The sequence below is a fragment of the Terriglobales bacterium genome (genome assembly GCA_035573675.1).
Classification (GTDB): domain Bacteria; phylum Acidobacteriota; class Terriglobia; order Terriglobales; family Acidobacteriaceae; genus DATMAB01.
Genome location: DATMAB010000007.1, coordinates 119,258 through 139,863 on the forward strand (window position 1 = coordinate 119,258; position 20,606 = coordinate 139,863).

General features: G+C 64.5%; 20 protein-coding genes and 1 pseudogene. 13 read left to right on the forward strand and 8 right to left on the reverse strand.

Annotated elements, in window-relative coordinates; translation table 11 throughout:
• Nucleotides 1-65: 65 nt before the first annotated feature.
• Both VNK82_01685 and VNK82_01690 read right to left on the reverse strand, forming a co-directional pair.
• Entirely contained in the window at nucleotides 66-2,339 is a 2,274-nt protein-coding gene (locus VNK82_01685) for an APC family permease (protein HXE89654.1), read from the reverse strand.
• A gap of 80 nt (nucleotides 2,340-2,419) precedes the next feature.
• The gene (locus VNK82_01690; GenBank protein HXE89655.1) at nucleotides 2,420-2,563 is read right to left on the reverse strand and encodes a hypothetical protein; all 144 of its coding nucleotides are present in this window, start codon (nucleotides 2,561-2,563) and stop codon (nucleotides 2,420-2,422) included.
• Nucleotides 2,564-2,660: 97 nt separating this feature from the next.
• On the opposite strand from VNK82_01690, the gene lnt reads away from it, so the two are divergent.
• The 4 genes and pseudogenes from lnt to VNK82_01710 all read left to right on the forward strand — a co-directional run bounded on the left by lnt (nucleotide 2,661) and on the right by VNK82_01710 (nucleotide 6,702).
• Complete coding sequence (lnt, locus tag VNK82_01695) at nucleotides 2,661-4,211, forward strand: apolipoprotein N-acyltransferase (GenBank protein HXE89656.1); 1,551 nt, start codon at nucleotides 2,661-2,663, stop codon at nucleotides 4,209-4,211.
• Nucleotides 4,212-4,328: 117 nt separating this feature from the next.
• Nucleotides 4,329-5,336 (forward strand): annotated as a pseudogene (prfB, locus tag VNK82_01700) (peptide chain release factor 2).
• A gap of 98 nt (nucleotides 5,337-5,434) precedes the next feature.
• On the forward strand, nucleotides 5,435-6,079 hold the full coding sequence (locus VNK82_01705) for a cation transporter (GenBank protein HXE89657.1): 645 nt from the start codon (nucleotides 5,435-5,437) through the stop codon (nucleotides 6,077-6,079).
• Entirely contained in the window at nucleotides 6,076-6,702 is a 627-nt protein-coding gene (locus VNK82_01710; protein HXE89658.1) for an HD domain-containing protein, read from the forward strand. Before VNK82_01705 ends, VNK82_01710 begins: the two co-directional genes overlap by 4 nt.
• Nucleotides 6,703-6,755: 53 nt before the next feature.
• On the opposite strand, the gene VNK82_01715 is transcribed toward VNK82_01710, so the two are convergent.
• Together VNK82_01715 and VNK82_01720 are read right to left on the reverse strand one after the other, a co-directional pair.
• Nucleotides 6,756-7,613 carry a pyridoxamine 5'-phosphate oxidase family protein gene (locus VNK82_01715; GenBank protein ID HXE89659.1) on the reverse strand — a complete coding sequence of 286 codons (858 nt, stop codon included), beginning with the start codon at nucleotides 7,611-7,613 and terminating at the stop codon, nucleotides 6,756-6,758.
• Between the two features lie 11 nt (nucleotides 7,614-7,624).
• Nucleotides 7,625-8,086, reverse strand: coding sequence for a VOC family protein (locus tag VNK82_01720; GenBank protein ID HXE89660.1), 462 nt, complete (start codon nucleotides 8,084-8,086; stop codon nucleotides 7,625-7,627).
• 76 nt (nucleotides 8,087-8,162) lie between these two features.
• On the opposite strand from VNK82_01720, the gene VNK82_01725 reads away from it, so the two are divergent.
• The 4 genes from VNK82_01725 to VNK82_01740 all read left to right on the forward strand — a co-directional run bounded on the left by VNK82_01725 (nucleotide 8,163) and on the right by VNK82_01740 (nucleotide 12,148).
• Nucleotides 8,163-8,798: an ABATE domain-containing protein gene (locus VNK82_01725; GenBank protein HXE89661.1), complete on the forward strand. Its 636-nt coding sequence runs from the start codon at nucleotides 8,163-8,165 to the stop codon at nucleotides 8,796-8,798.
• 174 nt (nucleotides 8,799-8,972) lie between these two features.
• Nucleotides 8,973-10,154: a methionine adenosyltransferase gene (metK, locus tag VNK82_01730; protein HXE89662.1), complete on the forward strand. Its 1,182-nt coding sequence runs from the start codon at nucleotides 8,973-8,975 to the stop codon at nucleotides 10,152-10,154.
• Between the two features lie 118 nt (nucleotides 10,155-10,272).
• Complete coding sequence (ahcY, locus tag VNK82_01735; GenBank protein HXE89663.1) at nucleotides 10,273-11,547, forward strand: adenosylhomocysteinase; 1,275 nt, start codon at nucleotides 10,273-10,275, stop codon at nucleotides 11,545-11,547.
• Between the two features lie 25 nt (nucleotides 11,548-11,572).
• A complete protein-coding gene (locus VNK82_01740; GenBank protein ID HXE89664.1) occupies nucleotides 11,573-12,148 on the forward strand; it encodes a GrpB family protein in 576 nt (191 codons plus the stop codon).
• Nucleotides 12,149-12,196: 48 nt separating this feature from the next.
• On the opposite strand, the gene VNK82_01745 is transcribed toward VNK82_01740, so the two are convergent.
• Both VNK82_01745 and VNK82_01750 read right to left on the reverse strand, forming a co-directional pair.
• A complete protein-coding gene (locus VNK82_01745; protein ID HXE89665.1) occupies nucleotides 12,197-13,906 on the reverse strand; it encodes a SulP family inorganic anion transporter in 1,710 nt (569 codons plus the stop codon).
• Nucleotides 13,907-14,033: 127 nt separating this feature from the next.
• A complete protein-coding gene (locus VNK82_01750; protein ID HXE89666.1) occupies nucleotides 14,034-14,525 on the reverse strand; it encodes a hypothetical protein in 492 nt (163 codons plus the stop codon).
• 390 nt (nucleotides 14,526-14,915) lie between these two features.
• Between VNK82_01750 and VNK82_01755 the strand changes: the two genes are divergently transcribed.
• From VNK82_01755 to VNK82_01775, 5 genes are all read left to right on the forward strand, one after another.
• Nucleotides 14,916-16,388, forward strand: a complete 1,473-nt coding sequence (locus VNK82_01755; protein HXE89667.1) for a TldD/PmbA family protein — start codon at nucleotides 14,916-14,918, stop codon at nucleotides 16,386-16,388.
• 62 nt (nucleotides 16,389-16,450) lie between these two features.
• Nucleotides 16,451-16,816, forward strand: coding sequence for a four helix bundle protein (locus VNK82_01760; GenBank protein HXE89668.1), 366 nt, complete (start codon nucleotides 16,451-16,453; stop codon nucleotides 16,814-16,816).
• A 48-nt stretch (nucleotides 16,817-16,864) separates the two neighbouring features.
• Nucleotides 16,865-18,253 carry a TldD/PmbA family protein gene (locus VNK82_01765; protein ID HXE89669.1) on the forward strand — a complete coding sequence of 463 codons (1,389 nt, stop codon included), beginning with the start codon at nucleotides 16,865-16,867 and terminating at the stop codon, nucleotides 18,251-18,253.
• A gap of 200 nt (nucleotides 18,254-18,453) precedes the next feature.
• Nucleotides 18,454-18,777, forward strand: a complete 324-nt coding sequence (locus VNK82_01770) for a PilZ domain-containing protein (GenBank protein HXE89670.1) — start codon at nucleotides 18,454-18,456, stop codon at nucleotides 18,775-18,777.
• A 17-nt stretch (nucleotides 18,778-18,794) separates the two neighbouring features.
• The gene (locus VNK82_01775; protein HXE89671.1) at nucleotides 18,795-19,583 is read left to right on the forward strand and encodes a response regulator transcription factor; all 789 of its coding nucleotides are present in this window, start codon (nucleotides 18,795-18,797) and stop codon (nucleotides 19,581-19,583) included.
• Nucleotides 19,584-19,673: 90 nt separating this feature from the next.
• Here VNK82_01775 and VNK82_01780 read toward each other — a convergent pair whose 3' ends face one another.
• Together VNK82_01780 and VNK82_01785 are read right to left on the reverse strand one after the other, a co-directional pair.
• Complete coding sequence (locus tag VNK82_01780; GenBank protein ID HXE89672.1) at nucleotides 19,674-20,063, reverse strand: hypothetical protein; 390 nt, start codon at nucleotides 20,061-20,063, stop codon at nucleotides 19,674-19,676.
• 350 nt (nucleotides 20,064-20,413) lie between these two features.
• Nucleotides 20,414-20,606: hypothetical protein (locus VNK82_01785; GenBank protein ID HXE89673.1), on the reverse strand; the 193-nt coding region annotated here is incomplete at its 5' end.

Sequence of the window (20,606 nt, forward strand, 5' to 3'; positions counted from 1 at the left end):
AGGATGACGGCGGCGGACTCCCGCTCGTCCGCTAACGCGGACTCACTCACGCCCGCCACACGCCGTCACTTACACTTCTTCTTCAGCAGATTGAGGATTTCGTCGCGATCTCGGCCCGCATAGTCGCGCGCGAAGCGGGAGAGTGCCGCGGAGACGATGTCCGAGTGATGGAGCTTCTCCAAACCCTGTTCGCGGGTGATGTTGAGCCACAGGCGGTGGACCAGGTGGATGTCCTCGGTCTTCAGGTCCGGCGTGTGCGGGCCGATGCGGTAGGTCTCGACTTCGAAGTTGGGTTTGACGACTTGCAGCACGAACTGGCGCTTGGGCTCGGGCATGGCTTCCCAGGCGCGGCCCAGGTAAAAGCCCTGCATCTGCGAAGGCATCTTGGTGGAAAGGCCGGCGACGACGGCGGAGGATTCCAGCGAGTTGGCGGTCTGCACGATGGCGGACCATACGTCGCGGGCCGGCACCACCAGCAGGGAGACGTGCTTGCCGTAGCTTTCGGCGACGGAGACGGCGCGGGTGAACAGGGTCTGCTCGTAGTCGCTGAAGACCTGCTCGGTGTTCAGGTCGTACTCGCCTGTGCCCGGTCCGGAGATCAGGCGCGCCGCCATGACCACGACGTCCTGTTCCTTGGTGTCCACACGCTCCAACACCCACTTGAGGTGGTTCATGGTGTTGTAGTCGCGGACGGTGACCAGGACGTTCCCGGGGCGGATGCCGATGGTCTCGCGCTGTACAGTTTCTTCGTGCTGGAGCGAGAAGTGTTCCTGGAGCTGGCGGCCGCTGAGGGCCAGCTTGCGCTGGTTGATGCGCTCGGAGACGGCAAAAATCATGAAGAAGACGCCGGTAAAGATGAGGCCGGCAATCGTCGCCACCGACTTGGTGAACAGATTCACAATCGCGGTGGAAAGCAGAACCAGGAAGACCGAGCCCAGTCCCACGGGGATCTCGACCCCGCGGATGGTGATGTTGGGCGGCACCTTCCAGCCGCGCACACCCTTGTACTTGAAGCGGAGCACCAGCATGGAGAAGCTGTTGAACGTGAAGCTCCAGATGACGCCGAAGGCATAGGCTTCGCCGAGAACGTAGACGTCGCCTCGGCTGGCGATGATGGTGAACAACTGCAGTCCCACCACCATGTTGAGGATGCGGTAGGTGGTGCCGTATTTCCTCTGGGGCTTGCGGAACCAGTCGGTGAGGACGCCGTCTTCACACACGCGGTTGAGCACGCCGTTCGAGCCGACGATGGAAGTGTTGATGGCGCCGGAAAGCATGAGGAAGCCCACGATGACCACAAAAGCGCGGAAGAACAAGCGCAACAGCTCGGGGCCTGCGAGGTACATGGTCAGGGTGCCCAACAGGTTGTCCTTGTTCTCGGGGAGCATGCGGACTTCGTCGGGAACCAGCATGACCACCAGCAGCGAAGAGATGCCGGTGAACAGGAAGCTGTAGATGGCGATGATCAGCGCCGTACGCTTGAGGTTCGGCAGCTTGGGATGTCCGAGTTCGCGGTAGACCTGGGCCAGCGTTTCCTCGCCGCTCATGGCCAGGATGGCGTGGCCGAACGCCACCATGATGCCGAACAGGCCGAACATCTTGTGCCACTCGGCGTTCTTCAGGAAACCGAGAGCGTCTTCGCTAAACTGGAGATTCTCGGGAATGGGCAGGGGCGGTAGCCGGTAGTTGCCGCGCAGCAGAGTGAATATGGACCAGCCCAGCAGGAGCACCACCATGATGGTGGTGACCTCCATCACGCGCAGGGCTTTCTCGCTGGATTCCTCGATACCCTTGATGTTCTGCCACCAGTAGTAGAGGGTGACCGCGATCGCCACCACCACGGCAGTGGTGCTGACCGGAAGCTGCGGGGTCCCGTCGAAAAGCTGGTGAACGGCGCGGGGGATCCAGCCATGCGTGTCGGCGGCGGACAGAACCTCGTTCAGCAGGCCTCCGATGTACTGGCCTGCAGATACGCCGGAAATGGGGCCGGTGAGGATGTAGTCGAACATCAGGGCAGAGACCGAGACCTTGGCCAGGCCGCTGCCCATCGCCTCCTTCACCACACGGTAGACGCCGCCGCGCACGAACATGGAGCAGCTCTCCACGTAGACGGCGCGGACCGTAAACGAGAACAGCATGACGCCGAGGACGAACCAGGGCGCCGCCTTGCCCACGGCCTGTTCAGCGATGCTGCCGGCGTAGAAAGCCGACGAGCCCATGTCGTTGAGCACGATGGCGGCGGCGCGCCAGAAGGAGATGAAGGTGAGCATCACCGAGGTCGCGACCACGATGCGAACCCGGTTGGAACCGGAAGGGACAGCCTGATCAGGGGCTGACATGGGCCGCAAAAGAAACGGCCACGCGAGTTCTCGCGGCCGCTGACAAACCGGGGAAGTCTACGCCGCAGCGCAGGAAGGCGTCAACGCTCGGGCGCAGGCCCCTTCTCGAACAACATGCGCGCATCTTCGACAGCGGTAATGAGCAGAACCAGAGTGGCGCCTGCCATGCCGACCACGAACATGGCTCCGAGGATCCATACGAGCAAGGTTGCGAGCCAGTCCACGACGCTCTCCTCCGCAGAAATACTTCGCCTGCGAGCCGGAAAGATTATCGCATCAAATGGTGCCGGGAAAGCAGAGGTCGTTTGCTACACTCGCCGCGTGCGGCGCATCGGGAAGAAGGCCTGGCTGCTGGCGATCGCCTCCGGCGTCCTGCAGGTGCTGGTTTTTCCCGCGCCCGACCTCTACTGGTTAGGCTGGATCTGCCTGGCGCCGCTGCTGGTGGCGCTGGGCAGTCCGCGCGCTGACGGCGAGCGTCCTTCGCCCGGGCAAGGATTCCTGCTGGCGTGGACCGCCGGCATCCTGTGGATCGCAGTCAGTTGCTACTGGATCTATGACACGCTGCGGGTGTACGGGCATCTGCATCCGCTGATTGCGGCCGGATTGCTGCTGCTCTTCTGCCTGTATTTCGCGATTCCTCACGGTTTGTTCGGGATGTTGTTCGCCCTAGCGGCGCGCTTGCCGCGGCTGGGCACGGGGCTGGCGCTGGCGCTCTCCCCGGCGTTCTGGGTAACGGCAGAACTGTTGCGCGCTCGCAGCGGCCCGTTCCCGTGGGACCTGCTGGGCACATCGCAGGTGGAGAACGTCCCGCTGGCGCGCATCGCGACCGTGACCGGCGTCTATGGCCTCTCGTTCGCCATCGTGGTGGTGAACGCAGCCTTCGCGCTGGCCTGGTTGCTGCCCGCCCCACGCCGTCGGGCGACGCTGGTGGCCGGGCTGGCCAGCGTCCTGGCTCTGCAGGCTGGGGTTGTCATGAAGCCGTCGCCCTCGCCGGCCGCCCAGACCGCCGTCCTGGTGCAGCCGAACATCCCCATCCTCGACGCCAACTGGACGATGGAGTTTTTCCAGCAGACGCTCGAGCACATGAGCCGGCTGAGCGCCAGTGGGTCTCAACAGGCGCCGTCGCCGCGCCTGGTGGTGTGGCCGGAATCGCCGGCCCCGTTCTACGAACGCGACCCGCGCTTTCGCGAGCCGGTGAGCCAGGCGGCGCAGGCCACCGATTCGTGGATCGTCGCCGGGACGCTGGGAACGCGGCCGGCGGGGCCCGAATCTGCGCGCCGTTCCGAGGTGCTGAATTCAGCCTCGCTGATATCGCCCCAGGGTGAGTGGACCGGTCGCTATGACAAAGTGCATCTCGTTCCCTTTGGCGAGTACGTCCCCTTTCGCCGCATCCTGTTCTTCGCCGAATCGCTGACCAAGGAAGTGGGCGATTTCACCCCCGGCGAGCGGCGCACCGTGATGCGCATCGACGGGCACGAGATTGCCGTCGTCATCTGCTTTGAAGCCATCTTTCCAGACGAAGTGCGGCAGTTCGTGGCCGGCGGCGCCGAGGTGCTGGTGAACATCTCCAACGACACCTGGCTGGGGCAGTCGGGCGGCGTGCGGCAGCACCTGAACATGGCGCGCATGCGGGCCATCGAGAACCGCCGCTGGGTGCTGCGCGCCACCAACAGCGGCATAACCGCCGTCATCGATCCCGAGGGCCGCGTGGTGGCCAGGGCGGCGCGCGACGCGGCGGCGGCCTTGGTAGCGCCCTACGGGTTCGTTTCCTCCACCACGTTCTACACCCGCCACGGCGATGTGTTCGCGTTCCTCTGTGCGATAATCACGATAGCGGCGCTCGCTTGGGCGCTGCGCCCCGCCCGAACCTGATCGGCGAAGGAAACGGAGCCATGCTGGACGAACTGGAACGCGAATTCACGGCCGTGCGCGAGAAGGCGCGCGACCTGCGGGAGTACCTTTGACGCGCCCCGGCTCCGCGCGCAACTAGCCGCGATCGAAAAGAAAGTCGCCGACCCCGCCTTCTGGTCGAACCCCGAACAATCGCAGCAGGTGATGCGCGAGCGCAAACGCCTGGAGGAGACGCTCGCCGATGAGGCGGATCTGGGACGGCGGCTCGACGACATTACCGCCTACTTCGAGCTGGCGCGCGAAGGGGAGAAGGTCGAAGCCGAACTGGCGCGCGAGCTGGCCGATCTGCGCGCCAAAGTCGAGAAGCTGGAGACCGAGACCTTGCTCTCCGGCGAGAACGATGCGCGCAACGCCATCGTAACCATCCATCCCGGCGCGGGCGGCACCGAATCGCAGGACTGGGCGGAGATGCTGCTGCGCATGTACCTGCGCTGGGCCGAGCGCCAGGGCTTTGAGGCCGTCCTCAACGACCGGCAAGAGGGCGAGGAAGCCGGCATCAAGTCGGCCACCTTCAGCGTCAACGGGCCGTACGCCTACGGGTTGCTGCAGGGCGAGATCGGCGTGCATCGGCTGGTGCGCATCTCGCCGTTCGACCAGGCCAAGCGAAGGCACACGTCGTTCGCCAGCGTGTTCGTTTCGCCGGAGATCGACGAGACCATCGAAGTCGTCATCCGCCCGGAAGACCTGCGCGTCGATACCTACCGCTCCTCGGGCGCCGGCGGACAGCACGTCAACGTCACCGATTCCGCCGTGCGCATCACTCACGTGCCCACGGGGACGGTCGTCACCTGCCAGAACGAGCGCTCGCAGCACAAGAACCGCGACCGCGCCATGAAAATTCTGCGGTCCAAGCTTTACGAGCTGGAGCTGGAAAAGAAACGCGAAGCCACGCGCAAGCTCGAGGAATCCAAGCTCGATATCGACTTCGGCTCGCAGATCCGTTCCTACGTGCTCCAGCCCTACCGCATGGTGAAGGACCATCGCACCAAGGTGGAGATGGGCGACGTGGACCGTGTGCTCGACGGCGACCTCGGACCATTCATACGGAGTTACTTACTGTGGCGGCGGGGAGCGAAAGTGAGCTAGAGCCCCCGGACTCTCGGCGAGCTCGGTTTCGTATCAGGGCATGGCTTCAGCCGTGCCGCAATGATGCAAGAACCTGGGGCTTTAGTCCCTTGGGAGAAATGACGGCAGTCGCTTCCACGTTCGACGTCCAACGTCAGACGCTGCTCCGCCGTGGCCTGCGCCTCGAATGGCTGACCGTGGGCTGGAATCTTGGCGAAGCGGTGGCCAGCGTGGCAGCCGGCTTCCTGGCCGGGAGCATCGCGCTCATCGGCTTTGGGCTGGATTCGGTGATTGAGAGCTTTTCCGGCGCCGTGATGCTGTGGCGCCTGCGTGCCGAGCAGCGCGACGGCGAGCGCGAGCGCCTGGAGCGCCGCGCCCTGCGCCTCGTCGGCCTCAGCCTGTTCGCGCTGGCGGCCTACGTCGCCTTCGACGCGACGCGGTCGCTCTGGCAGCGCGAAGCGCCGGAGCAGAGCTACGTGGGCATGGCGATCGCCGTGCTTTCGCTCATCGTGATGCCGCTGCTGGCGAGCGCCAAGCGCCGCGTGGCCGCGCAACTGGGCAGCGCCGCCATGCACGCCGACTCCCGCCAGACCGACATCTGCGCCTATCTCTCCGCCATCCTGCTGGCCGGGCTGGCGCTGAACGCGGCACTGGGCTGGTGGTGGGCCGACCCCGTCGCCGCTCTCGCCATGGTTCCGCTCATCGCCTACGAAGGTCTGGAGGCAGTGCGCGGCAAGACCTGCTGCGACACCGTGTCCTCATGAAGAATCGCAAGCGCCCATCTCGGCTCAAGCTGCAGGTCCGCAAGGTGACGCCGCTTTCCCCGCGCTTCGTGCGCGCGTTCCGCCTGGCGGCGCGCCTGCACGCTGGGCAGGGAAGGAAGGGAACCGAGGTCCCGTATCTCGCGCACCTGATGGGTGTGGCCTCGCTGGTTCTGGAGGCGGGCGGCGACGAAGACCTGGCCATCGCCGCGCTGCTGCACGACGCTGTCGAAGACTGCGGCGGCCAACCGACGCTGCGCCTGATCCGCCGTCAGTTCGGCTCGCGCGTGGCTCGCGTGGTCGAAGAATGCACCGACGCCGACACCCTGCCCAAGCCTCCCTGGCGGGAGCGCAAGCAGCGTTACCTCGCCCATCTTCCCCAGGCTTCGGCCGATGGGCGACTGGTCTCCGCCGCCGACAAGCTGCACAACGCCCGCGCCATCCTCACTGACTATCGCCTGGTCGGTGACGGCGTCTGGGACCGCTTCAAGGGCGGACGCGACGGAACCCTCTGGTACTACCGTGCACTGGTCGAAACCTTCCGGAGGCTCGGCACCAACCGCGTGGTCGAAGAGCTGGCGAGGACGGTGGAGGAGCTGGAGAGGGCAATAGGCAATAAGCGATAAGCAATAAGCGATAAGCCAACAGCCAAGAGCCAAGAGCCAAAAAGTGAACCAGACTACAAATTCATCTCGAGCTTCCAACGCAACGGCACGGCGCCGCGGCCTTCTACCACCTGCTCCACGCGGAACTCGACGCTCCTCCCCGGTTCCCACAGCGTCCGCGCCCGGCCGCTGAGCTGCAGCGTCGAGCCGGTTTCAAAATCGAGGAACAACAATCCGGCCGCCGGATCGATCGCCATGTTGCCCAGGGTCTGGAACATGTTGTTGCCGGGATAATCCGGCCAGCGCAGGGTGCGCTCGTCGAGCACCTGCACGAATCCCGGGTCGCCCCCGCGATGCGACGCATCCACGCCCGCCTCCGGATGGCGGCTGGCGACAAAGAAGGTATCCGCCGCCGCGATCCAGCGCTGTTGTTCCGCGTTCAGCGCCGTCCCATGCGCTACGCTCGAGTCAGTCTTCGTCGCCACCTCCTCTTCCCGGCGTGGCCGGATGAACCGAGGGCAGTTGCCGAAGCACTCGCGGGCATGCAGCTCGATCGCGCCATCGGCCGTGCGATGAGCTTCGCCGTTCAGGCGCATGCGCCGGCGCGTGGCGAAGTGGATGGCCACCAGCCCCACCGGCGCCGCGTCGTGCAGCGCATTCGCCAGCGGATCTTCCGTCGGCAACGCGGTGTTGATGCGCACGGTCCGTTCGTCCACCGTCTGCAGGAATCCCGGAGGGCCGGCGAGCAGGGAAGCCCACACACGGCCCTCCTCGTCGGCCGCTCCGAGGACCGCGAAGCGTCGTTCCAGCAGAAAGCGCTGCGCAGGCCTCGGGATCATGTCGAAGATGCTGCGGCCCAGCCGCGCCGCCTCCACGGCCACGCCCGCTCGCTTCTGCACCGCCAGTTCGCCTTCATGGAAAGGGCTTCCCATGCTCGTCCGTCTCAGAAAAAGCCGCAGGTCGGCCCGTCGGCTACCGGGGCCGGCTTCTGGCTGACGCCCGCGGGAGCGAAGATCTCCAGGCGGATGCCGTCCGGGTCCTCGAAGAAGATGCCGCCCGACTCGGCGCCCGCCCCGTGCGGCACGATGCCGTCGTAGGCGAAGCGCACGTTGCGCTCCTTCAGCCGCCGCTCGAAGTCGCGTACTTGCGCGATGTCCGCCACCTGGAAGGACAGGTGATGCAGGCCGGGTTTCTTCGCCTCGAAGCGCCCCTGGCTTTGCTGCCACAAAGTAAGGACCAGCTTCTGGCCGTCGCCCAGCAGGGTGAAACGCCGCCCCTCCTGCGTGGATTCGGCCGCTACCTGGAAACCGAAGATCTCGGTATAGAACCGGCGCGAACGCTCGAGATCGCTCACGTTCAGACCGACGTGGCCCGTCGCCACGCCGGGGATCGCAGTTGCCGCCATACTCTCTCCTTTCGAGAATGGAACGTTCCGGATTGAGTAACCATCTAATATTAACTAAGAAGGTTACGAACTAGAGATGAGCGGGCGGGCCAAAAGTTTCAGGACTTATAATCTGCACGCGGAGGGCGGCGTGGGCTTCCTGTTCGTGGGCAACCGGTTGTGCCTGGACTTCGTCAACACGCGGGTGATCGAGCACGGAAAGCCGGCGGACTACCTGCAGAGCGGAACTGACGTCGGGCGCTGGCTGAAAGCCGCCGGGGCGGGAACCGCTGAGGGCTCGCCGCGAAATGTGCCGGGGGGTGCGCGACTGCTGCGGGAAGCGCGCACTCTGCGCCATGCCCTCGAGAGGATGGCTCGGCAACTGGCGGCGGGCCGGCCGGTGCCGCGGTCTTCCGTGGCCGCCATCAACCGAGTACTGCGTGCCCGGCGCGAGCACCTGCAACTGGTGCGGACGGGCGGCGGGTTTCACACGGCGCGGCAGAGCGAAACCGGCGATACCCTCGGCCTTCTGGCTCCCGTGGCCTTTTCCGCTGCGCGGCTGCTGACCGAAGACGACCCCTCGCGGGTGCGGCGCTGCCGCAATCCCGCCTGCATCCTCTACTTCTATGACACCACCCGCAGCCGCACCCGCCGCTGGTGCAGCATGCAAACCTGCGGCAACCGCCTGAAGGTTGCAGCCCATCGTCGGCGTTCCCGCCGCTCTGAGAACTGAGGAACTGCTTCCATTCGCTGCGTTTCCTTCCCGCCCAATCGTCTCACGCCCCCGCTGGCTGCAAGCCGTTGCCGGGAGGGGCTTTTGCTGCTAGCCTAGAACATCTGCGCGCCGTCCCCGCGGTCGTTGTCCTGACCCCACCGCAGCGTGCGATTCACCGAACGGAGGAGCATTTTGGCACCCACGAGACGCTTTCTTTTCACCTCGGAATCCGTCACCGAAGGACATCCTGACAAGATCGCCGACCAGATTTCCGACGCCATCGTCGACGCCTGCCTGGCCGAAGACCCTTACAGCCGCGTGGCCTGTGAGACTCTGCTGACCACCGGCCTGGCCTTCATCGCCGGCGAGATCACCACCAAGGCCTACGTGGACTTTCCCGCCATCGTGCGCGGCACGGTCTCGTCGGTGGGATATGTGGATGCGGGCTACGGATTCGACGCCCAGACCTGCTCGGTCATCAGTTCCATCCACGAGCAGTCGCCCGACATCAAGATGGGTGTGGATCGCGACGGCGCCGGCGACCAGGGCATGATGTTCGGCTATGCCTCCGACGAGAACGACGCCTTCATGCCCACTCCCATCATGCTGGCCCACAAGCTCACGCTCCGCCTCGCCGAGGTGCGCAAGAAGGGCGAACTCGAGTACCTGCGGCCCGATGGCAAATCGCAGGTCACCGTGGAATATGACGAGAACCACCGTCCGGTGCGCGTCGATGCCGTGGTCATCTCCACCCAGCACTCGGAAACCGTGGACAACGAAAAGCTGCACGCCGACGTGCTCAAGCACGTCATCCAGGCGGCGATTCCCGCGCAACTGCTCGACGCCGACACCAAGTACCACATCAATCCCACCGGCCGTTTCGTGGTGGGCGGTCCCATGGGCGACACCGGCCTCACCGGCCGCAAGATCATCGTGGACAGTTATGGCGGCATGGGCCGGCATGGCGGCGGCTGCTTCAGCGGCAAAGACCCGACCAAGGTCGACCGCTCCGGCGCCTACATGGCCCGCTATATCGCCAAGAACATCGTGGCCGCGGGCTTGGCGGGCCGCTGCGAAGTGCAGATCGCCTATGCCATCGGCGTGGCCGAGCCGGTCAGCGTGCTGGTCGATACCTTCGGCACCGGCAAGCTGCCCGATGAAAAGTTTGAGAGCCTGGTGCGCCAGAACTTCCGGCTCACGCCGCGCGGCATCATCGAGTCGCTCGACCTGCGCCGGCCCATCTACCGCAAGACCGCGGCCTACGGGCACTTCGGCCGCAAGGATCCGGACTTCACCTGGGAACGCACCGACAAGGCTGCGGCTCTGCGGGAGCAGGCCGGCGTGAAAGCGGAGACGGCAAAGACTGCAAAGTAGCGGAGGGCGGCGCGCTGCGCCGCCTGCGCTGTTTCGAGTATCCTTGAGAGTGCGGCCTTTCGGACTCTTCCCCTAAGGGCAGTCCAGCGACCTCATGACGAAAGCGAACGGAAAAGGTATGCCAACAGCGACGCAAGTGAAGTGCGACATCAAAGACCCGGAACTGGCCGACCAGGGCCGCAAGCGCATCGAGTGGGCCAATCAGTCCATGCCGGTGCTGCAGAGCATCCGCAAGGACTTCATCAAGAACCAGCCGCTCAAGGGCACGCGCATCGCCGCCTGCCTGCACGTTACCACCGAGACCGCCAATCTGGCCATCACCCTGCGCGACGGCGGCGCGGAAGTCGCCCTGTGCGCTTCCAATCCGCTCTCCACCCAGGACGACGTGGCGGCGGCGCTGGTGCGCGACTACAGCATCCCCGTATTCGCCATCAAGGGCGAGGACAACGAGACCTACTACCAGCACATCCTGGCGGCGCTGGAGACCCGGCCCCACATCACCATGGATGACGGTGCCGATCTCGTCACCACCGCCCTCACCAAGCGCACCGATGTGGTGGAGGGCATCTTCGGCGGCACCGAAGAGACCACCACCGGCGTCATCCGTCTGCGCGCCATGGCCAAGGAAGGCGTGCTGCGCTATCCCATCATCGCCGTGAACGACGCCCTGACCAAGCACATGTTCGACAACCGCTATGGCACGGGACAGTCCACCCTCGACGGCGTCGTGCGCGCCACCAACCTGCTCATCGCCGGCTCCAAGTTCGTCATCGCCGGCTACGGCTGGTGCGGAAAAGGCCTGGCGGCGCGGGCCAAGGGCATGGGGGCGGATGTCATTGTCAGCGAGGTCGATCCCACTCGCGCGCTGGAAGCCGTGATGGACGGCTTCCGCGTCATGTCCATGAACGAGGCCGCCCGTATCGGCGACGTCTTCGTCACCGTCACCGGCAACAAGAACGTCCTCAACCGCGAGCACTTCGAGATGATGAAGAACGGCGCCATCGTGGCCAACTCCGGCCACTTCAACGTGGAGATCGACATCCCCGCGCTGGAAAAAATGGCCTCCTCCAAGCGCACCATTCGCCCGTTCGTGGAAGAGTACGCCCTCAAGGACGGCAAGAAAGTCTACCTGCTGGGCGAAGGCCGGCTCATCAACCTGGCCTCAGCCGAAGGCCATCCGGCCTCGGTCATGGATATGAGCTTCGCCAACCAAGCGCTTTCGGTCGAATACCTGGTGAAGAACCATGCCTCGCTTGAGAAGAAGGTCTATCCCGTGCCGGAAGAGCTGGACAAGCGCGTGGCGCGGTTGAAGCTGGAGTCCATGGGCATCAAGATCGACCGCCTGACGCCGGAGCAGGAGGAGTATCTGGCGAGCTGGTCGGAAGGAACGTAACCTTCGCAGTGAGCAAGCCGTCAAGATGGGCGGCCGCCTCGTCCGCCCATTTTGCATCAAAGGTGAGTCACAGCCGTTGCCCTGCAAGATCCAGATTCTTCCCTACGACGCTCGATGGCCCGAGCTCTTTCAGCGTGAGGCCGAGAGGATTCGGACCGTGCTCGGGGCACAAGCGCTGCGAATCGAGCACACCGGCTCGACGTCTGTACCCGGTCTTGCCGCCAAGCCGGTCATCGACATCCTCCTTGTGGTAACGGATTCGAGCAAGGAGGATCTGTACAGGCCCGCCCTGGAGACGACGGGCTACGTGCTCCGCATCCGCGAAGCCGACTGGTACGAGCATCGCATGTTCAACGGACCCGACACCGCGGTCAATCTGCACGTTTTTTCGGCCGGGTGCCCGGAAATCCATCGCATTCTGGCTTTCCGCGACTGGCTCCGAAACAATCCTGGCGATCGCGATCTGTACGCCCGTACGAAGCTGATGCTTGCGCAGACGGAATGGCGTGATGTCCAGGAGTATGCCGATGCCAAGACCGCAATCGTTAAGGAGATTCTCGGGCGAGCTTTGCTCGCCAGCAGGGCAAGCGTGGACCGGTAGATCCTCCTTTTTGCGAGGAACTAGGCAATAGCGGGTCCACTACCGGACCTAAACCGTTTGCGTTCGGGCCTCGCCCTGCCGTCGCGACGGCACCGCGCCCGACTCGACCATCTCCCGGAACAACTGCTGCGCCCGCGCCAGCGCTTCCTGGATATTGCTGCAGATGTTCTCCCGCCCCACGTGCTGCTCGAATTCCGCCTGATGGAGCATGCGCGAGGGCTGCTCCCGCGCGCCGCACAGCAGCATCTTGCGGCCGGAGGCGTGCAGCTTGTCCGCCAGCTCCTCCAGCGCCAGCAGGCCGGTCGAATCGATAGCGGTCATGTTGCGCAGTCGCAGGATCACGATGGGCGGAAGCTCGTTCAGGTGCCGCGTCACGGCATCGATCTTGTCCGTGGCGCCGAACAGGAATGGCCCGTGGATGCGGTACACGGTGGCGTAGTGGGGGATCTCCTTGTCCTGCAGGATGTGCACCCGGCCTTCATCCACGTAGGCGTCGGTCACGCGCGAGACCGTCGTGGTCAGGCTCACCTTGCGGATGAAGGTGAGCGCCGCCAGCACCATGCCGAACTCCACCGCCACCGTCAGGTCGGCGAACACCGTCAGCAGGAAGGTCACCAGCCAGACCGTAATCTCGAGCTTCGAAAGCTTCAGCAGTTCCGGGATCTCATGCCACTCGCCCATGTTGTACGAAACCATGAGCAGGATGGCGGCCAGTACGGACAGCGGCACAAAGCGCGCCAGGGGCGCCGCGAACAGCAGCACCGCCAGCACCGTGAGCGCGTGCACGATTCCCGCCACCGGAGTCTTTGCGCCCGAACGGATGTTGGTGGCGGTGCGCGCGATGGCGCCGGTGGCCGGCAGCCCGCCGAACAGCGGGGAAGCCACGTTGGCTACACCCTGGGCGACCAGCTCGACGTTGGGATTGTGCCGGTCGCCGGTCATGCGGTCGGCCACCACCGCCGACATCAGTGACTCGATCGCGCCCAGCAGGGCCACCGTGAGTGCCGGCGAGATCAGCGTCGGGATCAGGCCCCATTGCATCGCCGGCACATGCAGGTGCGGTAAGCCGGCCTGGATCCCGCCGAAGCGTGAGCCGATGGTTTCCACGTGCAGGTGCAGCAGCGCCGCCGCCGCGGTTCCCGCCAGCAGCACCACGATCGCCCCCGGCACCCTCTTCCAGTAGCGCGCGAACAGGATCAGCACCACCAGCGCCGCCACGCTCAGCGCCGTCGCCGATGCAGAGTAGCTTCCCAGGTGCTCGGCGATGGCCGCCATGCGTCCGGAAAAACTGCCCGGAACCTCGGCGATCTTCAGACCGAGGAAATCCTTGATCTGCGTGCTGGCGATGATCACCGCGATGCCGTTGGTGAATCCCACCACCACCGGGCGCGGGATGAACTTCACCGCCGTGCCCATTCCCGTGGCGCCCAGCACGATCAGCAGCGCGCCGGCAATGCCGGTCACTACGTACAGGCCTTCCAGGCCGTACTTGGCCACAATGCCCGAGACCACCACCACGAAGGCGCCGGTGGGTCCGGCGATCTGCGCCCGCGAGCCGCCCAGCGCCGAAACCAGGAAGCCGGCGATGACCGCGCAGTACAGGCCCGCCTCGGGCTTGACTCCACTGGCGATGGCGAAGACCATGGCCAGCGGCAGCGCCACCAAGCCCACCGTGATGCCGGCGATCAGGTCAGCAAGGAAGGTTCGCGGGTTATAGCCCCGCAGGCACTGGATCAGCTTGGGTGTCCACTCGGTCACATGTTCATCTCGTTCCCGCGAGAGTTCAGGAAAATTGCAAGGGGCAGGGCAACACGACAGTCTGACACGAGACACAGAGATTGAGAAGGATTGGCAGAATCGTTTGGGCGCTGTGGCCAGGCCGACGCTAGTCCCGCATCAGCGGCGGCTTGGGCGGGCTCTGGTAAAAGGAGTCGTCGGGCGGGCGCCCTGGTCGGGGGCCGGAGCTACGACTCGGCTCGGCAGAACCGCCCACGTATGCTTCGACCCTCAATCGGTCTACGGTTACAGGCGTCATGCGATTCACACGCTGGATGGCCTTGCGAACCAGCGATCGCGCCCGTTTTGGCGGGATTTCCCGATCGAGCGTAAACAGCATCACGGCATAAGCGAAATGAGCCTCGTTCCACTGCGGCAGGAACAAATGGACCTCCTGACCCGGCAAGACCTTGTACGCGGTATCGGCGCGCGCCCCCAGGACGAGGGTAAGCTTCAGATCACGCATCTGTTCCGGCTCCAGCTTGAATGCCTCCGCTACCAGGCGCCGACTCACGTCGTACAAGGGCTGGACGCGAGCCAGCGGAACGGACAACTTCTCCGGGTTTTCGACCACCACCTGACCGGCGGTCTGCGCGAACACGGACGCAGTAGCCAAGAGAAGCCCTAAGCACGCTGCGGCATCGGCCAGAGTACGCAAGCACGGCTTTCCCAGTCTCATGGGAGACCCCTCACGGAGAAGCCTCCGTGCTGCCGAACCACGGGATGCCTTCCGACAGCACTTGGAGATGTCTCTCTCTGCGCTGCTCGGCTGCCGACGCGCCCCTCGACGGCCTACCGCATCAGAGCGAAGCGGCTGTTGGCTCTCACCCGCGACAGAATCGCTGTGCCTTGCGCGTATATACGTGCCGGTCGCGGCGATGTTTTGAGAATGTGTCGGAAGGAGTACTTTCGGGGACGAAGTGGCCGTCTGCCACTGCCGCTCGACAATGGCTGACGGCCCACCGCCCTTCGTTTATCATCGTCGTTCCTCATGTCCTGGAAGGAAATCGCCGGTTACTCGCTGGAGACCGCTCGCGTGCGTGGCGCGACCTACGCCGATGTGCGCGTGGTGGATGACCGCCAGCGCGCGCTGCTCACCAAGAACGGCAAGGTGGGCTACGCGTCGGATTCCGAGTCCATGGGCTTGGGCGTGCGCGTCATCGCCGACGGACGCTGGGGATTCGCCGCCACCCAGGAGCTGGACCGCGAATCCGTGCAAGCGGCTGGCGCGCGCGCCGTCGCCATCGCGCGCGCCTCGGCCCGCGTGAAGGAAGATGATGTCCGGCTTGCCCCTGAAGCCGCGGTTCAGGCCGAATGGGCCTCGCCGGTCGGCATCGATCCTTTTTCCGTCTCCATCGAGCGGAACCTGGCGCTGCTCATGCAGGTGGATGCCGAGCTGCGCGCCACGCCCGGCGTCACCCTGGCCGAGGCCCTGCTGAATTTCCGCCGTTACGAGCAGTGGTTCTACTCCTCCGAGGGCTCCGAGATTCACCAGACCCGCACCATCACCGGCGCGGGCTGCGCTGCCTACTCGTTCGGCGAGCACGAATTGCAGAAGCGCTCCTATCCCAACTCCTTCGGCGGACAGTACCAGACCCGCGGCTACGAACTGGTCGACGAGCTCAAGCTGGTGGAGAACGCCCGCCGCATCGGCGAGGAAGCGGTGGCGCTGCACAAGGCCGACCAGTGTCCCGAGGGCCGCTTCACCATCGTGCTGGATTCCTCCCAGCTCGGCCTGCAGATCCACGAATCCGTCGGGCATCCCATCGAACTGGACCGCGTGCTGGGCATGGAGGCCAACTTCGCCGGCACTTCGTTCCTGACTCTGGAGAAGCTGCACAACCTGCGCTACGGCAGCGACCTGGTGAACGTGGTTGCCGACGCCACCGAAGCCCACGGTCCCGGGCTCGGCACCTTCGCCTATGACGACGAAGGCGTGGCCGCGCAGTGCACGCCCATCATCACCCGCGGGCAGTTCACCGGCTACCTGACCTCGCGCGAGACGGCGGGCGCCATCGGAGCTTCCCGTTCCGGCGGCACCATGCGCGCCGACGGCTGGCACCGCATCCCGCTCATCCGCATGACCAACGTCAGCATCCTGCCGGGCGACGATCCGCTCACGCTCGAGCAGCTCATCGCCTCCACCGACCACGGTATCTTCATGCAGACCAACCGTTCCTGGTCCATCGACGACAAGCGCTACAACTTCCAGTTCGGCTGCGAGATCGGATGGGAGATCAAGAACGGCCGCCTGGGACGCCTGCTCAAGAATCCGTCCTATTCCGGCATCACCACCGAGTTCTGGAATTCCATGGACGCCATCTGCTCCCGCGACCAGTGGACGCTGTGGGGCACGCCCAACTGCGGCAAAGGCCAGCCCATGCAGACCATGGGCACGGGCCACGGAGCCGCCCCTGCGCGATTTCGCAACGTGCAGGTGGGGAGTGCATATCGAGGAAACTGACGGGTGAGCGAGACGATTAGGCGATAAGCGATAAGCGATAGGCAATAAGCGAAGCCAAACACATGAAGGACTTTCGACAACTCAGGGTTTGGGACAAAGCTCACAGGCTGACTTTGGCCATATATCCGGCAACTGCGAAGTTTCCGGCTGAGGAACGCTATGGTCTAACAGCTCAGCTGCGGCGCTGCAGTGCCTCCATTGGCGCTAACATCGCAGAGGGTTGTGGAAGAAGTGGTGATGGTAACTTCCAGCGGTTTCTCGACGTCGCCATGGGTTCCGCGAATGAACTTGACTACCATCTCCTGCTCGCGCGGGATTTGAAGTACCTGGAAGCTACCGCCTACGAACAGCTCAACCGTCAGTCGTTCGAAGTCAAGCGAATGCTGTCAACCCTGATCCGCAAGGTGAGCACAGACCGCCGTGGCTAATCGCTTATTGCTTATTGCTTATCGCTCATTGCTCATCGCGAGTCGCTCATGTTGACGCAACAGCGCGCCCACGAGATCTTCGAGCTCGCCCGCCGCCACTCCACCGCCGACGGCGTTGAGGCCATCCTCAGCGGGGGACACAGCGCGCTCACCCGCTTCGCCAACAACACCATCCACCAGAACATGGCCGAGGAGCAGTACCAGCTCTCGGTGCGGGTGCTGTTCGGCGAGCGCACGGCCCGCGCCACCAGCAACAAACTGGATGAGGAGAGCATCCGCCGCGTGGTGCAGGCGGCGGAAAATCTGGCGCGCGTGCAGCAGCCCGACCCGGACCTGCTGCCGCTGGCTGCGCCGGAACTGGCCCAGGGCGGTCCGGCAGCGCCGCCACGCAGCTTTCCCGCCACCGCAGCCCTGACGCCAGAGGATCGCGCCTCTGCCGTGGGCAAGATCGTCTCGGTGGCCAAACGCAACCGGCTCACGACCGCGGGCGTGGTGGCCTCCTCCCACAGCGCGGAGTGCATCCTGAACTCCCAGGGCCTGTTCGCCTGGCATGAACAGACCATGGCGGAGATTTCCATCACCATGCTGGGCGAGGATTCCTCCGGCTGGCAGAAGGCGACCTCGCCGGACGTCGGCGCGCTCGATCCGGAGATGCTGGCCGAAGTGGCGGCGCAGAAGGCGCTCGACTCGGCCCATCCGCGCGAACTCGCGCCCGGCAAGTACACCGTGATCCTCGAGCCCGCGGCCGTGCTTGACCTGCTGGGCTTCATGTTCTTCGACTTCGGCGGGCAGGCCATTCTCGACCAGCGTTCGTTCCTCAACAATCGCTTGGGCACGCAGATCTTCGGCGAGAACATCACCATCTACGACGACGTTTATCACCCGCTGCAGGCGGGCGCTCCCTTCGACGGGGAGGGCGTGCGCTCCAAGCGCGTGCAACTGGTGGTGCGCGGCGCGGTGAAAAACCTGGTGTACGCGCGGCACACGGCGGAAAAGATGCGCAAGTCGGAGTACGCCGAGCGCGTGGGCCGCATCGAGCCTACCGGTCACGGCCTGCCGCTGCCCAACGAGATCGGCGAAGCGCCCGTGCACATCGTCCTCGACAGCGGTCCGCCTTCCGCCCACCGCACCGTCGAGCAGATGATCGCGGACACCGAGCGCGGCGTGCTGGTCACGCGCCTGTGGTACATCCGCGAGGTCGATTCCTACGAGAAGATCCTCACCGGGATGACGCGCGACGGCACCTTCTACGTGGAGCAGGGCCGGGTGCGCCACGGCATCCGCAACTTCCGCTTCAACCAGAGCCTGGTCGCCATGCTCAACGGCGTCGAGACCATGAGCGCACCCGTGCGTTCCAGCGGCGAAGAGAGCTTCGACATGGTCGTGCCGGCGATGAAGGTGAAGGACTTCAACTTCACGGAAGTCACGAAGTTTTAAACTCGGAGATCTTTCGCTGCGCCCAGGATTCGGCGCGCGGCTCGAACGCCACGCAAGCGCCTCGATGGCACAGAAGTCACCAAGTTCTGACTGTGAGGCCCTGTCCCGGAAACCGGTTGGTTCCGATCGCACCACCAAGGTGGTATTAACCCTAAAGTAACTTTCAGCCGGCCGCTGCGCGGGTGTATAAGCTGAAGGTGATGGCGAAGCCGGAGGAAAGCGCGGGAGGGATGCGGAGCGCGGTGCGTTTCCCGCTGCGCCTGCCCATCTCCGTGCGCAGCGAGGCCGAGGAACGCACTGCGGAAACGCGCGACATCTCCGCCGGCGGCGTGTTGTTCTACGTGGACAAGGACATGCACGTCGGTTCCATCATCGAGTTCACCATCGCCATGCCGGCATCGGTCCTCAACACCGAGGCGGACGTGCTGGTAAACTGCACCGGCAGGGTGGTGCGCTGCACCAGCGAGGACGGCAAGCGCATGGTCGCGGCCGTCATCGACGAGTATCGCTTCGAGCGTCGCTGAGGTTGGCGCCAACAACGATGGGAAACAACCCAGGCAAGTCTCCCAGCGCTCCCGCCAAGCCGGCGGAAAGCCCGGCTTTAAGCGAGGCAGGGGCCGGCGTCATCCGCGTCATCCTGGCCGATACGCAGGCCATCTTCCGCGTCGGCCTGCGCAAGATCTTCGCCCTCGAAGACGATCTTCGGGTGGTGGGCCAGGCCGAATCCCTGGAGCAGGCCCTGGTCGCGGTGCAGAAGTTCCCCGCCGATATCCTGCTGCTGGAGGACGGCATCGCTCCCAACCTTCCGGAAGCCATCACGGAGCTCACGCGGCGCGCGCCCACCGTGAAGATCGTCATCCTCATGGACGAAAACGACGAGGCGGAAACCCTGGAGTGCTTCCGGCGCGGCGCCCGCGGCATCATCAGCCGCACCGTCCCGCCGGAACTGCTGGTCAAGTGCGTGCGCAAAGTGCAGGAAGGCGAAACCTGGCTGGATAACCGCGGCATCAACTGGATCATCGAAGCCTACCGCTCGCAGGCCGCGCAATTGACGACCGCGCGCCCGCGCAGCGCGCTCACAGAAAAAGAGCTGCGCATCGTCTCTCTCGTCACCCAGGGCCTGAAGAACAAGGAGATCGCTGAGCAGATCGGCACCACCGAGCAGGTGGTGAAAAACTACCTGCGCAAGGTGTACGACAAGCTGGGCGTCTCCGACCGCCTGGAGCTGGCCCTCTACTGCGTCCATCACCGCCTGCTGCAGCCCGCCGAGGCCAAGGAAGCGGCGGTCGCGCCCGAGCCGCCGGCCGCGCCCGCGCCGGAAAGAGCGTAAGGCAGCCTTTAGCCATCAGCCGTCAGCACTCAGGTTTTCAAAGAGCAAGTTGGTTGACGGCCTAGGCCGTCGATTGAGCGTCGTCAGTCTTCAGCCAACACAGGCTTGGTCTTCTTCCGGCGCTTGCTGGCGGCCGGTGGAGATGCCGCGGGTGAACGGGTCCTGCTGGTCGGGGAGTTCGCGGACCATGTCATGGGCGTGGAAGCCGAAGTGGACGCGCTTGAGGTTGAAGGCGGCGGTCTGCAGCAGGTAGCCGAGGACGGTAGCCTTGCGGACATCGATGCGGCCGTCGGCGACGGCGCGGGCCAGGTCGGTGAGGACGACCTGGATGGCGTTGCCGTCCTCGAGCGGCGGGATGTCGAGGTTCACCGTGGGTCGGTTGACCTCGTAGTGGAAGTAGCAAAAGCGCTGGCCGCGCAGGGCGGGGGAGCCGCATGGGCGGCCGTCGGTCTTGATGTAGTGGCACTTGGGGATGGTCATGGGACCTCAGTTGTCAGTGGCCAGTGGTTTCGAGTGGCGAGGGGGTATGCCCCCCTATACCGTGGTCTTTGAGAATCAGAGACTTATAGACCGTGGTCTGGGGAAATCCTTGACCGGGAAGAGGTTAGGTTTACGGTCTTTGAAAACAAATGGTTTATACCTCCGCGATAATAAACATCGGTCATCTATAGCATTCTAAGATGCGCTTGTCAAGGGAAAAGTTGCGGGGAAGTAAGAAAAATTATCGGATTATATCCGTCGGTTTCGCCCGCTTCGCGGGGCTGGCCTATATTCGTCATTCGTCCGAACCCAGACCTTACGTGGGTGTGTGAGAACCCGGGTAGCCGCCCCTACAAGGGTCTTTCATCTTGTTGCGGGCTGAAAGTTGAGAGCTTTGCGCCCCCTGTAATCGCCTTGTCATCCCCATGGCCTTTTGCTATTGTGGCCGCCCTGCGATAGTTCCTGTTTTCTTCGGCTGAGGTCCTCATGAATCGTGAGATTTCCATTCGCATCAACGGCGTCGAGCGGCGGGCGGCGGTCGAG